Source organism: Streptomyces sp. NPDC101181 (genome assembly GCF_044767975.1).
Lineage (GTDB): Bacteria > Actinomycetota > Actinomycetes > Streptomycetales > Streptomycetaceae > Streptomyces.
This window is the reverse complement of the sequence record NZ_JBIWOX010000019.1, coordinates 40,743-54,595: the sequence shown is the minus strand read 5'-3', so window position 1 is coordinate 54,595 and position 13,853 is coordinate 40,743. Positions and strand designations below refer to the sequence as shown.

Below are 13,853 nucleotides of genomic sequence, written 5' to 3'. Positions count from 1 at the left end.
TCGGCCGCCGTGGGCCCGGCGGAGGTCTCCCCTCCGCCGGGCCCCGGTGGGGGCGCGGCCCGTCCGCCGGGAGCGCCGGGCGGGATCATCGGGTGACCGGCGGACCGGGTCGGCCGTTCCACGGCCCGCCCGCCCTCCGGTCGCCGTCCTCAGCCGCCGTTGGACTGGCGGGTGCCCTCCGCGAGCGCGTCGAAGGTGTAGAGGTAGCCTCCGGCGGGACCGCTCACGGTGATGTAGGCCTTGGTCCCGCCGGGTGTGATGGCCACGTTCGTCGCGGACTTGAGGCCCTTGGTCCGCGCGGGGAGTTCGACCGTCGCCAGCCGCTCACCGTGCCGGTCGTAGACGACCATGGCCGCCCGGCCGTGCAGCCCCTGGTAGAGATTGCCGTCGGCGTCCACGGCGATCGAGTCGGTCTGGGCGATCCCGCCGTCCACGCGGATGGCGGTGTGCCGGGACTCCACCGCGCCCGCCTTGTCGAGGCTCAGGTAGGAGATCCGGTTCTCGGTGAGTTCGCTGAACCACAGCCCGCGGTACTCGTCGTCGAAACTGATCCCGTTCGGCGCGGCCAGGTTCTCGGCCAGAACCGTGGCCTTGCCGCTCTCGCGGTCGATCCGGACCACGCGTCCGTGCGCCTCGCCCTCCGACAGGCCGCGCGAGTCGCTGACGTAGAGGTTGCCCCGCTGGTCGAAGGCGATGTCGTCGGGGTTCATCGGCGCCCCGTCGACATCACCGGAGAAGACGGTCCGCGGGTCACCACCGCCGGGGGCCAGGCTCACGATCTCGCCGTGCACGAAGTCGCTGAGGTGGAGCCGCCCGTCGTGCGGGCTGAACTGGGCCGAGGTGTAGGCCCCCCGGCCATCGGTGTGCACCGCGCGGGACGTCTTCTTCCGGACGTCGACGCGCATGACCTTGGGCTTGCCCTCGGGCGCGGTGACGTCGACGACGTAGAGACCGCCGTCCTCGCCGAACACCGGCCCCTCCAGCAGGGTCATCCCGGTCTCGGCATGCGGCTGGGTCAGTCGCATGAACTTCTGGGCCGTGATCGTCCGCCCCGGGGAGGCGGCCGCCGCCTCTTCGCCCGGGTCGCCGCTCTGTGTGCCGCATCCGGTCAGGATCAGCACGCCGATCGCGAGGAGTGCGGAAAGGGACCGGGCCGGTGGTCGCTGCATGAGGGGGTCACTCTTCCTGTTCACGGGGACGGGTTCGCCGGGCCGGGGTCCGGAGCGCGGCGGAGGGGGCGCAGGCCTCTGGCCGGATACCGCCGTACCACCGCACCCTTAACCGGACACCACTGTCCGGTACTTGTTACCGTAGCGGACGACCGCCCGTCCAGGGCCCCCACCGCCCCGACCGAGGACCCCACATGACGCCTCCTCATGCCCCCGCCCCCCTCGACCTCGCCGCGCTCCGGGAGCGCTACCGGCAGGAACGCGAACGGCGCGTCCGGCCCGACGGCACGGCCCAGTACCGGGACGCCGACGCCGAGTTCGGCTACTACGCGGACGATCCGTACACGGAGGGGCCGACCGACCGCGCCCCGGTCCACGACCTGGTCGACGTGGCCGTGATCGGCGGCGGGTTCGGCGGGGTCCTCACCGGGGCCCGGCTGCGGCAGCGCGGGATCGCCCGGGTCCGGATCGTCGAGAAGGGAGGAGACTTCGGCGGGACCTGGTACTGGAACCGCTACCCGGGCGTCCACTGCGACGTCGAGTCCCACGTGTACCTGCCGATGCTCGACGAGACCGGCTACGTCCCGGAGTGGAAGTACGCCCCCGGGGACGAGATCCGCCGCCACGCGGTGCGCGTGGCACGCCGCTTCGACCTCTACGACGACGCCCTGTTCTCCACCGGAGTCACCGCTCTGACCTGGGACGAGGCGTCGGAGACCTGGCTCGTCTCCACGGATCGCGGCGACGGTTTCCGGGCGGCCTACGTCGTCAGCGCCACCGGTACGCTCACCGACCCGAAGCTTCCCGGCATCCCCGGCATCGAGGACTTCACGGGCCACACGTTCCACACCTCGCGGTGGGACTACGCCTACACCGGCGGCACCCCCGAGGGCGGCATGACCGGCCTGGCGGACAAGCGCGTGGGGGTCGTCGGGACCGGCGCCACCGGCATCCAGGTCATCCCGATGCTCGCTCAGGACGCCGGGCACCTCTACGTCTTCCAGCGCACCCCCTCCACCGTGGACGAGCGCGCCAACCGCCGCACCGCCCCGGAGGACGTGGGCGCCGGGCGTGCGGGCTGGGCCCGGGAACGGCGGGAGAACTACCTGCGCATCGTCTCCGGCGAGAGCGTCGAGCGGGACCTCGTCGCGGACCGCTGGACCACCTCGGCGGGTCTGCTGGAGAAGCTCCTGCCGAGCTTCCGGCGCCAGGGCGATCCGCAGGCGTTCGAAGCCGCCTACGAGGCCGCCGACGCCGCCAAGATGAACGAACTGCGCGACCGGGTCGAGCGGAGCGTCGCGGACCCGGAGATCGCGGAGAAGCTCAAGCCCTGGTACCGCTACGCCTGCAAGCGGCCCACGTTCTCCGACCTGTACTACCCGGCGTTCAACCGGGACAACGTCACCCTGGTCGACACCGCGGACACCCACGGCATCGAGCGCGTCACCGAGCACGGGGTCGTCGTCGGCGGCACCACGTACGCACTGGACTGCCTGATCTTCGCCACCGGGTTCAACGTCGGCACCTCCGGCATCCACTCGGGCAAGCTCCCGGTACGCGGCCGGGGCGGCGTCCAGCTGCTCGACCGGTGGCGGCGGCAGGGCCCCCGTACGCTGCACGGCTTCACCACCAACGGCTTCCCCAACCTCATCCAGCTGGGGACCCTCCAGAACGCCAGCAGCGTCAACTTCAGCCACATCCTCGACGAGCAGGCCGTCCACGCCGCCGCCCTCGTCGCGGCCGCCGAAGCCGAGGACGCCCTGATCGAGCCCTCCCCCGAGACCGAGGACGCCTGGATCGCCGTCCTGGCCGAGGGCGCGCCCGACCACGCCTGGTTCCACGCCGAGTGCACCCCCGGCTACTACAACCGGGAGGGCCGCGGCAGGCCCAACGGCCCCACCGCCTACCCCCACGGGGCGGTCGCGTTCCACGAACTCCTCGACCAGTGGCGGGAGAAGTCCCTGCCGGAGGTGCTCCGGGCCAGGACCGCCCCGCGCGCCTGATCCGGACCGCTCCGCTCGGCCCCGTCCCACTCCCCCACCACCAGCAAGGACACCACCATGAACGCAGCCGACCCCGGCCCGGGTGCCGCCGCCCGCCCGTACCGCGGGGTGATCGTCACCGGGGCCGCGTCCGGTATCGGCCGCGCCGCGGCCCTGGCCTTCGCCGCCCAGGGGGACCGCGTCCTCGCCGCCGACCTGGACGCGGGCGGAGTGGAGGAGACCGTACGCCGGATCACCGCGGCCGGGGGCGTCGCCCTGACGGCGGTCGGCGACCTGGCCGAGCAGCGGACGGTGGACCTCCTGGTGGAGCAGGCGGTGGCGGAGTTCGGCGGGATCGACGTCCTGGTCAACAACGCGGGGGTGATGGACCGGATGTCGGCGGTCCACGAGACCGACGACGCCGAGTGGGAGCGGGTGCTGCGGGTCGATCTGACGGCCCCCTTCCTCCTCACCCGTGCCGTCCTGCCGCACATGCTGGCCGCGGGCGGCGGGTCCCTGGTCTTCACCGGCTCCGAGGCGGGGCTGCGCGGCGGCGCGGCCGGTGCCGCGTACACCGCGGCCAAGCACGGCGTCACCGGGCTGGTGAGGAACCTGGCGGTGATGTACCGCGGGCAGGGCGTGCGGGCCAACCTGGTCGCGCCCGGCCCCACCGCGACCGGCATGGGTGTCGATGTCCGCCCGGACGCGCACGGCCCCTCCGTCGTCCGGGGCCTGATCGGCGCGAACACCGGGCGCGTGGGGTCGGCAAAGGAGCAGGCCGCCGCAATCGTCTGGCTGGCCTCCGACGCGGCGTCCTTCGTCAACGGCGCGGTGCTGCCCGTGGACGACGGCTGGTCGGCGGTCTGACCCGGTCCGCCACCCGGAGCGCGGACCTTCCCGCCGGTCAGCCCGGCGGGAAGGTCCGCGCCGCGCACGTCAGACGCACACGGTGAAAGATTGACCAACGACCTTCTCAACCGGAATCCGGCTCAGTACGGTTGGGGACCCATGAGTCCCCCCATCGCCCCCGTGGGCTGGAGTCGCTGGCTGGTTCCGCCCGCCGCCCTCTCGATCCACCTCTCCATCGGCCAGGCCTACGCCTGGTCCGTGTTCAAACCGCCGCTGGAGGACGCGCTCGGCCTCAGCGGCACCCAGAGCGCGCTGCCCTTCCAGCTCGGCATCGTCATGCTCGGCCTCTCCGCCGCCTTCGGCGGGACGCTCGTCGAGCGCCGCGGACCGCGCTGGGCCATGACGGTCGCCCTCGTCTGCTTCTCCTCCGGCTTCCTGATCTCCGCGGCAGGCGCCGCGACCGGGCAGTTCTGGCTGATCGTCCTCGGCTACGGCTTCGTCGGCGGCATCGGTCTCGGCATCGGCTACATCTCCCCCGTCTCGACGCTCATCAAGTGGTTCCCCGACCGGCCCGGCATGGCCACGGGCATCGCCATCATGGGGTTCGGCGGCGGCGCGCTGATCGCCTCGCCCTGGTCGGCCCAGATGCTGGAGTCCTTCGGCAGCGACGGCGAGGGCATCGCCCTGGCCTTCCTCGTCCACGGGCTGAGCTACGCCGTGTTCATGCTGCTCGGCGTCCTGCTGGTGCGGGTGCCGCGGCCCAGCACCGGGGAACAGGGGGCCAACGGCCGGCCCGCCGCCTCCGCCGGGCCCCAGGTGTCGGCGCGCCAGGCGCTGCGCACCCCGCAGTTCTGGCTGCTGTGGGTGGTGCTCTGCATGAACGTCACCGCGGGCATCGGCATCCTGGAGAAGGCCGCGCCGATGATCAGGGACTTCTTCGCGGACACGTCCACCCCGGTGTCGGTGACGGCGGCCGCCGGTTTCGTCGCCCTGCTGTCGGCGGCCAACATGGCGGGCCGCATCGGCTGGTCCTCCACCTCCGACCTGATCGGGCGGAAGAACATCTACCGCGTCTACCTCGGCGCGGGCGTCCTGATGTACGCGCTCATCGCGCTGGTGGGCAGCTCCTCCAAACCCGTGTTCGTCCTGTGCGCGCTGGTCATCCTCTCCTTCTACGGCGGCGGCTTCGCGACGATCCCCGCCTACCTCAAGGACCTGTTCGGCACCTATCAGGTCGGGGCGATCCACGGGCGGCTGCTCACGGCCTGGTCCACCGCCGGTGTCCTCGGGCCGCTCATCGTCAACTGGATCGCCGACCGGCAGGAGGCGGCCGGGAAGGACGGCTCCGACCTGTACAGCACGTCCCTCCTCATCATGATGGGCCTGCTGGCGGTCGGCTTCGTCGCCAACGAGCTGGTCCGTCCCGTGCATCCGTCCCACCATCTCGACGCCGTGACGGCGCGGAAGGGAGCGTCCGATGTCCACCACCGGCAGGCCGAGTCCGCCTGACGCCCCCGCGGCGAGGAGTCTGCGGCCGCTGATCGCCTTCACCTGGCTGTGGGTGGGGCTCCCGCTCGCCTACGGGCTGTACGAGCTGGTCCGCAAGGCCACCCAGCTGTTCACCGGCTGACCCCGGGGCGGGCCCGGGGCCGCGGCCGTCGCCGGGTTCAGGGCCCGCCCACCAGGTCCGGGGCGCGCAGCAGCGCGTCCGGGATCCCCCAGGCGTCGACGAGGTCGCCCGCCAGCGGCCGGATCTTGCGGCAGAGGTCGTTCACCTCGCGGGTGATCGCCTTGGAACGCTGCACGGTCAGCCGCCCGTGCTCCATGAACCACGCCCGGTCCGCCTCGATCGTCGACAGGGCGAACAGGTCGCACAGCAGGCCCAGCGCCACCTTGTTGCCGCCTTCGGGCACCGCCCGCGTCCTCTCGACGAACGCCTCCAGCACCAGCCGCTCGACATGGGCGCGGGCGACGGCGATGACGTGGTCCTGCACCTCGGAGAAGACGGCGCCCGGGTCGCGCTTCCGGTCGACCCCGGCCTTGAGCCTGCGCGCCACCCCGGCGAGCAGGTGCTCCTCGCGGTGGCGGAGCATGGCCAGGTGGTACTCCGAGTCGAGCAGCCCGGCCTCCTGGTCCCACTCGTCACCGCCGGGCAGCAGGTCCCGTACCCGCTCCAGCAGTTTGTGGACGGACGTCTTCTCGATGACCGTCTCGACGGCGAGACCCGTGACGTGGCGGACCATGCCCAGCTGGTCCAGGTCCTCGAACTCGCTCGCGTAGTCGGTGAGCAAACCCTTGGCGACGAGCTGCAACAGGACGTGGTTGTCGCCCTCGAAGGTGGTGAAGATGTCGCTGTCGGCCTTGAGGGCGGCGAACCGGTTCACCGCGAGATAGCCCGCCCCGCCGCACGCCTCGCGGCACTCCTGGATCACCCGGGTGGCGTGCCAGGTGCCGAGCGCCTTGGTCCCGGCGGCCCGGGACTCCAGCCGCCGCCGTTCCTGCGGGTCGCCCTCCGGGCCGGAGAAGACGTCGTGGAGCTGCGCGCGGACGACGTCCTGGGCGAAGTGCAGGGCGTACGTGCGGGCGACGAGCGGCAGCAGGCGGCGCTGGTGGAGCCCGTAGTCGAGGAGCAGCTGCTCCTCCCCGTCGGACCCGGCCGCGAACTGCCTGCGTCGCAGGGCGTACTTCACGGCGACGGCGAGGGCGACCTTGGCGGCGTTGACCCCGGCGCCGCCGACGCTGACCCGGCCCTGCACCAGGGTGCCGAGCATGGTGAAGAAGCGGCGGTCGGGGTTGTCGATGGCGCTCTCGTAGACGCCTTCGGGGGTGACGTCGGCGAAGCGGTTGAGCAGCGCCTCGCGCGGAACCCGCACGTCGTCGAAGCGCAGCCGCCCGTTGTCCACGCCGTTGAGCCCCATCTTGCGCCCGTCGTCCTCGATCGACACGCCGGGTGCGGGCTTCCCGCCGGCCCGGATGGGCACGACGAACGCGTGCACGCCCTCTGCGGTGCCGCCGACCTCCAGCTGGGCGAAGACCACGGCCAGCTGGCCGTGGCGGGCCGCGTTGCCGATGTAGTCCTTGCGCGCCTGGTCGCCCTCGGTGGTGATGACGAACTCCCGCGCGGCGGCGTCGTAGCGGGCGACCGTGCCGAGCGCCTGCACGTTGGAGCCGTGCCCGGTCTCGGTCATCGCGAAGCACCCCATGAGCCTCCCGGCGACCAGGTCCGGCAGATGGGCGTCGTGGTGGCGTTCGGTGCCCAGGTGCAGGATCGCCCCGCCGAAGAGCCCGAACTGCACGCCGACCTTCACCAGCACCGACAGGTCGCCGAGGGCGAGGGTCTCGAACGCGGCGATGGAGGCCCCCACGTCACCGCCCCCGCCGTACTCCTTGGGGAACCCCATGCCGGTCTGCCCCGTCCGCGCCATCGCGACCACGATGTCCCGCACCCGCTCGCGGTACGCGTCGACCGACAGCTCCTCGGCCTCCTCGAGGATCGAGGCGTACGTCACCAGGTTGGCGCGGACCAGGTCGCGGATCCCGGCGTAGGGGCCGTCGAGCGTCCCGGTCAGCGCCGGGACGTCGATCTCTGGCTGGACGTATCCGGCGGGGGCGGGAACTGTTCTGTCGGTGTTCATACCTGTTCGCTACCCCGGCCCGGAACGATCACTCGGGCGGCCGCGGGCCCGGGTCGGGGCGCCCCGGCCCCGGGTCCGCGGGCTCAGGAGGCGCCGTCGAGGACCTCGCGCAGCCGGTGGGCGAATTCGTCCGGCTTGCCGGGGTAGCCGAACTCGCCGTCGGCGAAGCCGCCGTGGTGGCTGGGGAAGACGGTCACCGCCAGCCCGAGCAGCCCGGCCACGGCGTCGGAGGTACGCCCGGTCAGGACGGAGCGGGACTCCTCCCCCACGGCGACCACCACCCGGGTGGCGGCACGGTTGATCGCCCCGGCGTCCGGCCGGTGGTCGGTGACCGCCCAGGAGCGGTCGGACAGCAGCGGGTCGTCCCGCGACCCGTCGTCCCCGGCGGGCAGCCCGAAGGTGGCGGGATCGGGCTCCGGCTGCGCGAAGTACGCGTCGGTGAACTCCCCCTCCCAGGAGGTCATCGCGATGAAGGCGGCCATCCCGGCGCCCCAGCCCCGCCGCTCGTACGTCTCCCGGAGGGCGGCGCGGGCCCGCACGGCGGCGGGGCCGTCCGGGGTGAGGGTGATGAGCGGCGGCTCATGGGCGACGAGAACGGTCACCGCGTCGGGATACTTCGCGACGAGCGCGAGCGCCACGACCGCTCCGCCGCTGCTGGCGAACATCTCGACCGGCCCGGCCCCGAGCGCCTCGATCACGGCGTGCGCGTCGTCGGCCAGCGTCTCGGGGGTGTAGTCGTCGCGCCCGTCCCTGCGGACGCTGCGGCCGAGCCCGCGCGGGTCGTAGGTGACCACCGTCCGCTCGGGGAAACGGGCCACCAGCGCGGCGAATCCGGAGGCGTCCATGGGCTGCGCGATCAGGAACAGCGGCGGGCGCCCGTCGGCCGTGGGCAGCGGCCCGTGGACGTCGTGGACGAGATCGGCATCGGCCGTCGTGAGCGTGTACGTCTTCATACCCGGGCAGACTGTCCCGGCCCCCGGAACTCATCGCACCCGGACTCCCAAAATTCATCGTCTCCGGGGCTCCCGGAACTCATCGCGTCCGGACTTTCGGAATTCATGGGTCCGCGCTCCCGGAATTCACCGGTCCGGGAAGAAGGTCACCGCTCGTCCGGGCGGGCGTGCACGCTGACGGCGTACCCGCCCCCGGGAACGTACGGCTCGCCGTCCCAGGTCGCGTGACGCCGTCGCAGGACGAGCCCGGCCCGCTCGCACCAGGCGTCGAAGTCCGCGAGCCCGAAGGGGGGCTCGGGCAGGGGCAGGTGCGCGGCGTCCAGTCCCATGCCCGTGACCAGCAGACCACCGGGCCGCAGCAGGGCCGACAGCTGACCGACGACCGCGGCCTCGGTGCCCGCGGCCAGCAGCGGGACGACGTTCCCGGCGGCGAGCACCAGATCGAAGTCCGGCTCCAGCCCGAGGGTGTCCGTACGGGCGAGGTCGCCGAGGAACCAGTCCTGCCCGGGTGCCTCGCGGCGGGCGACGGCGAGCATGGAGGCGTCCACGTCCACACCGGTGCACCGGAACCCCAGGGCGGCGAGCCGGACGGCGACCCTGCCGGTGCCGCAGCCCGCGTCGAGCACCCGGGCGCCGGGCTCCAGCAGCGCGGCGCAGAAGGCGGCCTCACCGTGCACGTCCTGGCCCGACGCGGCCAGCCGCGCGAACCGCCGTGCGTACTCCTCCCCGGCCCGCCCTCCGGTCAGCTCCGCCCAGCGGTCCCGCTCCCCGCTCATGTCAGCACGCCCTCCGGTCAGCCCGGCCCCGAGGGACCGGGCACGGTCCCCGCCTGGTTCGCCGGCCACTCTGCCACGGGGCCGGACTCCACCCGCACAGTGCTGCCCCCATGGCGTCCTCCGCCCCGGGGGCGCGATACTGCGCGGGACCGACCGTTCCGTCGAAAGGGCTCACGTGAGGCACCAGTTCCCCTCCATCACCCGGCTCGGCATCGGCGGGGTGACGCTCCTGCTCGCCCTCACGGGCTCCGCGCTGCCCGCCTCGGCGTCCCCGGCCGCCCCCGCCTCCGGCCCCGTGCGGACGACCGTCGAGGAGCAGCGCCTCGACCGGGCGGCCCCGCGGGAGATCCTGCGGCGCAGCGGGTTCGACGCGCTCGCCCCGCGCTTCGCCCGCGCCCTGGAGGGCTCCCGCGGCTACGCGCAGGCGGAGCGGGCGGTGACCCGGCACGGCTCGGCGCTGTGGCGGCGCGCGGTGGACCGGGCCCAGGGCCGCGGTCCTGTGACGGGCGACCTGAGCCGGGGCGACGACCGACCGCTGTACTGGGCACGCCTGGCCCTGAGCCGCGAACTGCGTTCCTGGGAGCCGCGGTTCGCAGTCGACGACCGGCGTCGTGAGGCGCTGCTCTCGGCGCTGGAGACCTCGTCGCGCGGCCAGGACGACATCCGCTACCGGGGCCGTCAGGTGAAGCGGGTGCTCGTCACCGGCTTCGACCCGTTCACGCTGGACCGGGACGTGCGGATCGGCAACCCGTCGGGCGCGAGCGTGCTCGCCCTGGACGGCACGCTGGTGCGGACCGCCACGGGTACGGCCCGGATCGAGGCCGTCGTCTTCCCGGTGCGCTGGACGGACTTCGCCGAGGGGGCCGTCGAGCGGGCCCTCGCCCCGCAGCTGCCCCGCCTGGACCTGTTCACCACCGTCAGCCAGGGCCGCCAGGGCCGGTTCGACGTCGAGCGCACCAACGGGGCCTGGCGCGGTGGGTTCGCCGACAACGAGAACCTCTCCTCCACCGGGACCGTTCCGGTGACCGATCCCGCGTCGCAGCCGCAGTGGACCTCCACGACCCTCCCGTACCGTCAGCTGGCCGAAGCGGACACGGGCCGCTTCCCGGTGTACGACAACACCGAGGTCACCGAGGTCCCGGCGGGCGCCACCCAGCCGGTGACCAGGCCGGAGGGCCCCACCCCCGGTTCCGCCGCGCGGGCCGGGGGCGGCGGCGACTACCTCTCCAACGAGATCGCCTACCGGGCCACCCTGCTGCGCGACCGGCTCGGGCTGCCGAAGCTGCCCGGCGGCCATCTGCACACCCCGGTCCTCCAGTTCGGCGCGGAGAACAGCGATCCGGCGACGGGAGCCGTCACCGATCCGGACTTCGAACGCAACCGGTCGGACATCGTGCGCCAGGTGCGGGCCCTGGTGACGACGGCGGTGGGCGCGGCCCGCTGAGCCCCCGGGGGTGCCAGGCGCCGGTGCCGGGTGCCGGTTGCCCGTGCCGGGCCACAGTGTCCTTGACCGCCGTGCGCCGAACCGTCCGGCGTCCGGCGTCCGGCGTCCGGCGTCCGGCGCAGAATAGGGGGGACGGGCGGCGGATCGGACCTGTGTCACGGGCTGACCACGGCCACGGAGGCGGGCCCGTGTCCCCGGCCCGCCCCGTGGGCGGGACGATCCGCCGGACAGCACCGCAGAAAGGGAAGCGCGTGACCGAGACCGGCAACATCCGATCCGCGGCGAGCGGGGCGGACGGAGCACCGCCACCGAGCCGGCTCCACCGCGTCATGCGCTACCTCCCGCTGGTCGCCCCCGTCCTGCTGTGGGCCGTGCCGTGCTGGGTCCTGCTGCACACGGGCCAGGGCTGGCCGCTTCCCGTCGCGCTGGCGGGCACCGCGCTGTCCGTGCTGGGCCTGGTCGGTATGCCGCTCGCGATGGCGCGCGGCCACGGCCGCCGCCAGCGGGACGGGGCGGCGATCCTCGGGGACACGCTGCTGGGCGCCGTGTGGGTCCTGTTCACCTGGTCCGTCCTGCTCGGCGTGCTGCTGCGGCCCGCCTTGGCACTGGCCGGGGTCGGCGACGGCCAGGACCGGGCGCGTGTCGTCACCTGGGCGGTCCTCGGCGTGAGCGCCGTGCTGCTGGCCTGGGGGTACGCCGAGGCCCGGCGTGTGCCCCGCGTACGCCGTCTCGAGGTGCTACTCCCCCGGCTGGGCGCCGGTCTGGACGGCACCCGGGTCGCCCTGATCACCGACACCCACTACGGCCCGCTCGACCGGGCCCGCTGGTCGGCGCGGGTCTGCGAGACGGTGAACTCCCTGGAGGCCGACCTGGTCTGCCACACCGGCGACATCGCGGACGGCACAGCCGAACGCCGTCGCGCGCAGGCCACCCCGCTGGGCACCGTGCGGGCGACCCGGGCCCGTGTCTACGTCACCGGCAACCACGAGTACTACAGCGAAGCCCAGGGCTGGGTCGACCTGATGGGCGAACTGGGATGGGAGCCGCTGCGCAACCGCCATCTGCTGCTCGAACGCGGCGGCGACACCCTGGTCGTCGCCGGTGTCGACGACGTCACCGCCGAGTCCTCCGGCCTGGCGGGCCACCGCGCCCACCTGCCCGGCGCCCTCCAGGGCGCCGACCCGGACCTGCCCGTCCTGCTCCTCGCCCATCAGCCCGCGTTCATCGACCGCGCGGCGGCCCACGGGGTCGACCTCCAGCTCTCCGGCCACACCCACGGCGGCCAGATCTGGCCCTTCCACCACCTGGTCCGCCTGGACCAGCCGGCCCTCGCGGGCCTCAGCCGCCACGGCGAGCGCACCTTGCTCTACACCAGCCGCGGCACCGGATTCTGGGGCCCGCCCTTCCGCGTCTTCGCCCCCAGCGAGATCACCCTCCTGGTCCTCCGCTCACCGCGGACGCCGGGCCCGGCCTGAGGGCAGGCGCACCGGGGCAGGGGCACGCGGTGAGGCCGTCCCCGGGTGGCGTGGGAGGGCCACTGAAGCGGCGCGCCGATGGTCGTACCGCCGTTCCCCGAGACCGCGAGCGGCCGGTCCGGAGCGACTTCGTGCGGTAGGCCTGGGGGTAACCCCACCCGTGGCCGGGTGACCGCACCATCGCCGGGAGCCGTGCGGCTCGCCCACCATGAGGACAGGGCGTGCGGGCCGAGTCCGCGCGGGGCTCTTACGCGCCGTGTGCCCCACCCACCGCTGTCACGAACGGGGAAACAGACATGATCGGACACCGGCACGCGTTCGGCGCCGCGGCCCTCGCCCTCACCGTCGTGATCGGCGTCGGGGCGAGCGCGGCGACCGCGTACGACACAGCCGCGGGCGACAGCGTCCCGGCCGCCGCCCGGACCAGCGACCACGCCCGCCTGCGCGCGATCCTGCACCGTCTGACCACGGTCGACGGCGGCCCCGGCGCGCTCATCGAGACACGTGACCGGCGTGGCGGCATGGTCCTGACGAGCGGTGTCGCGGACATCCGCAGCGGTGTGCCGGTACGCGGCGACAGCAGGTTCCGGATCGGCAGCATGACCAAGACGTTCGTGGCGACGGTGGTGCTCCAGTTGGCGGGAGAGCGCCGCGTGGCCCTCGACGCGCCGGTGGAGCGCTATCTGCCGGGTGTGGTGCGCGGCCACGGCAACGACGGACGGCGCATCACGGTGCGTCAACTGCTCCAGCACACCAGTGGCGTACCGGACTTCCTGGCCCACCTGCGCCCGCAGGACATCGTGGCCGACCCGCTCGCCCACCACGATGCGCGTGACCTCGTGAACCTCGCCCTCGCCCATCGCCCGGACTTCGAGCCGGGCACCGGCTGGCGCTACTCCAACACGGGCTATCTCCTGGCAGGCATGATCGTCGAGAGGGTGACGGGACACGGCTACGGCGAGGAGATCCGACGGCGCGTCATCGAACCGCTCGGCCTGCACGCCACCTCCGTACCGGGCACCGACCCGCGCATCCCCGGACCGCATCCCCGCGGATACGTACGCCCCGGCGCGGACGCGCCGCTCAAGGACATCACCGCGGTCAACCCGGCCATCGGTGGCGCGGCGGGCGAGATGATCTCCAGCGGCAACGACCTCAACCGGTTCCTCGACGCGCTGATCCGGGGCGGGCTGCTGCGCCCGGCCCAGCTGCGCGAGATGCGGCGGACCCGGCCGACCGGGGGCGACGACGGCCGACGCTACGGCCTCGGCCTGGAGAGCAGGCCGCTGCCCTGCGGCGGCGTCTCCTGGGGCCACACCGGCGACTTCCTCGGCTACGAGACGGCCGGCGGCGCCACGTCCGACGGCCGGCAGGCCTCGATCATGGTGAACCTCGGCCCCGGCGGCCCGGACGCGCAGAGCGACGACCTGCGCGCCGCCCTGGAAACGGCGCTCTGCGCTGAGGGCCCCGGCCACTCCTAGGCCCCGGTGACCCTGCCCCCCCCGGGGGGGGCGGGTGAAGGCGCAGCGCCCGCACCCCCGTTCGGCTGCCCGCACGGTGCCGCGTCCGC

Annotated in this window: 11 protein-coding genes; 7 read left to right on the top strand and 4 right to left on the bottom strand. The window is 73.7% G+C overall.

Going from position 1 to position 13,853, the window contains the following annotated elements:
- Positions 1-149: 149 nt before the first annotated feature.
- Entirely contained in the window at positions 150-1,169 is a 1,020-nt protein-coding gene (locus ACIRRU_RS24760; RefSeq protein ID WP_403683971.1) for an SMP-30/gluconolactonase/LRE family protein, read from the bottom strand.
- 194 nt (positions 1,170-1,363) lie between these two features.
- On the opposite strand from ACIRRU_RS24760, the gene ACIRRU_RS24755 reads away from it, so the two are divergent.
- From ACIRRU_RS24755 to ACIRRU_RS24740, 4 genes are all read left to right on the top strand, one after another.
- Entirely contained in the window at positions 1,364-3,172 is a 1,809-nt protein-coding gene (locus ACIRRU_RS24755; protein ID WP_403683969.1) for a flavin-containing monooxygenase, read from the top strand.
- A gap of 57 nt (positions 3,173-3,229) precedes the next feature.
- Positions 3,230-4,018, top strand: coding sequence for an SDR family NAD(P)-dependent oxidoreductase (locus ACIRRU_RS24750; protein WP_403683967.1), 789 nt, complete (start codon positions 3,230-3,232; stop codon positions 4,016-4,018).
- A 141-nt stretch (positions 4,019-4,159) separates the two neighbouring features.
- The gene (locus ACIRRU_RS24745; protein WP_403683965.1) at positions 4,160-5,509 is read left to right on the top strand and encodes an OFA family MFS transporter; all 1,350 of its coding nucleotides are present in this window, start codon (positions 4,160-4,162) and stop codon (positions 5,507-5,509) included.
- Positions 5,478-5,630: a hypothetical protein gene (locus tag ACIRRU_RS24740; protein ID WP_363204151.1), complete on the top strand. Its 153-nt coding sequence runs from the start codon at positions 5,478-5,480 to the stop codon at positions 5,628-5,630. The genes ACIRRU_RS24745 and ACIRRU_RS24740 overlap by 32 nt, the downstream gene beginning before the upstream one ends.
- 37 nt (positions 5,631-5,667) lie before the next feature.
- On the opposite strand, the gene ACIRRU_RS24735 is transcribed toward ACIRRU_RS24740, so the two are convergent.
- The 3 genes from ACIRRU_RS24735 to ACIRRU_RS24725 form a co-directional block, all read right to left on the bottom strand.
- Entirely contained in the window at positions 5,668-7,635 is a 1,968-nt protein-coding gene (locus ACIRRU_RS24735; RefSeq protein WP_403683963.1) for an acyl-CoA dehydrogenase, read from the bottom strand.
- 83 nt (positions 7,636-7,718) lie between these two features.
- A complete protein-coding gene (locus tag ACIRRU_RS24730; protein WP_403683961.1) occupies positions 7,719-8,588 on the bottom strand; it encodes an alpha/beta fold hydrolase in 870 nt (289 codons plus the stop codon).
- Between the two features lie 146 nt (positions 8,589-8,734).
- Complete coding sequence (locus tag ACIRRU_RS24725; RefSeq protein ID WP_403683959.1) at positions 8,735-9,364, bottom strand: class I SAM-dependent methyltransferase; 630 nt, start codon at positions 9,362-9,364, stop codon at positions 8,735-8,737.
- A gap of 175 nt (positions 9,365-9,539) precedes the next feature.
- On the opposite strand from ACIRRU_RS24725, the gene ACIRRU_RS24720 reads away from it, so the two are divergent.
- From ACIRRU_RS24720 to ACIRRU_RS24710, 3 genes are all read left to right on the top strand, one after another.
- The gene (locus ACIRRU_RS24720; RefSeq protein WP_403683957.1) at positions 9,540-10,808 is read left to right on the top strand and encodes a pyroglutamyl peptidase; all 1,269 of its coding nucleotides are present in this window, start codon (positions 9,540-9,542) and stop codon (positions 10,806-10,808) included.
- A 251-nt stretch (positions 10,809-11,059) separates the two neighbouring features.
- Positions 11,060-12,283 carry a metallophosphoesterase gene (locus ACIRRU_RS24715; RefSeq protein WP_403683956.1) on the top strand — a complete coding sequence of 408 codons (1,224 nt, stop codon included), beginning with the start codon at positions 11,060-11,062 and terminating at the stop codon, positions 12,281-12,283.
- 296 nt (positions 12,284-12,579) lie between these two features.
- Entirely contained in the window at positions 12,580-13,764 is a 1,185-nt protein-coding gene (locus ACIRRU_RS24710) for a serine hydrolase domain-containing protein (RefSeq protein WP_403683954.1), read from the top strand.
- The last annotated feature ends 89 nt before the right edge of the window (positions 13,765-13,853 follow it).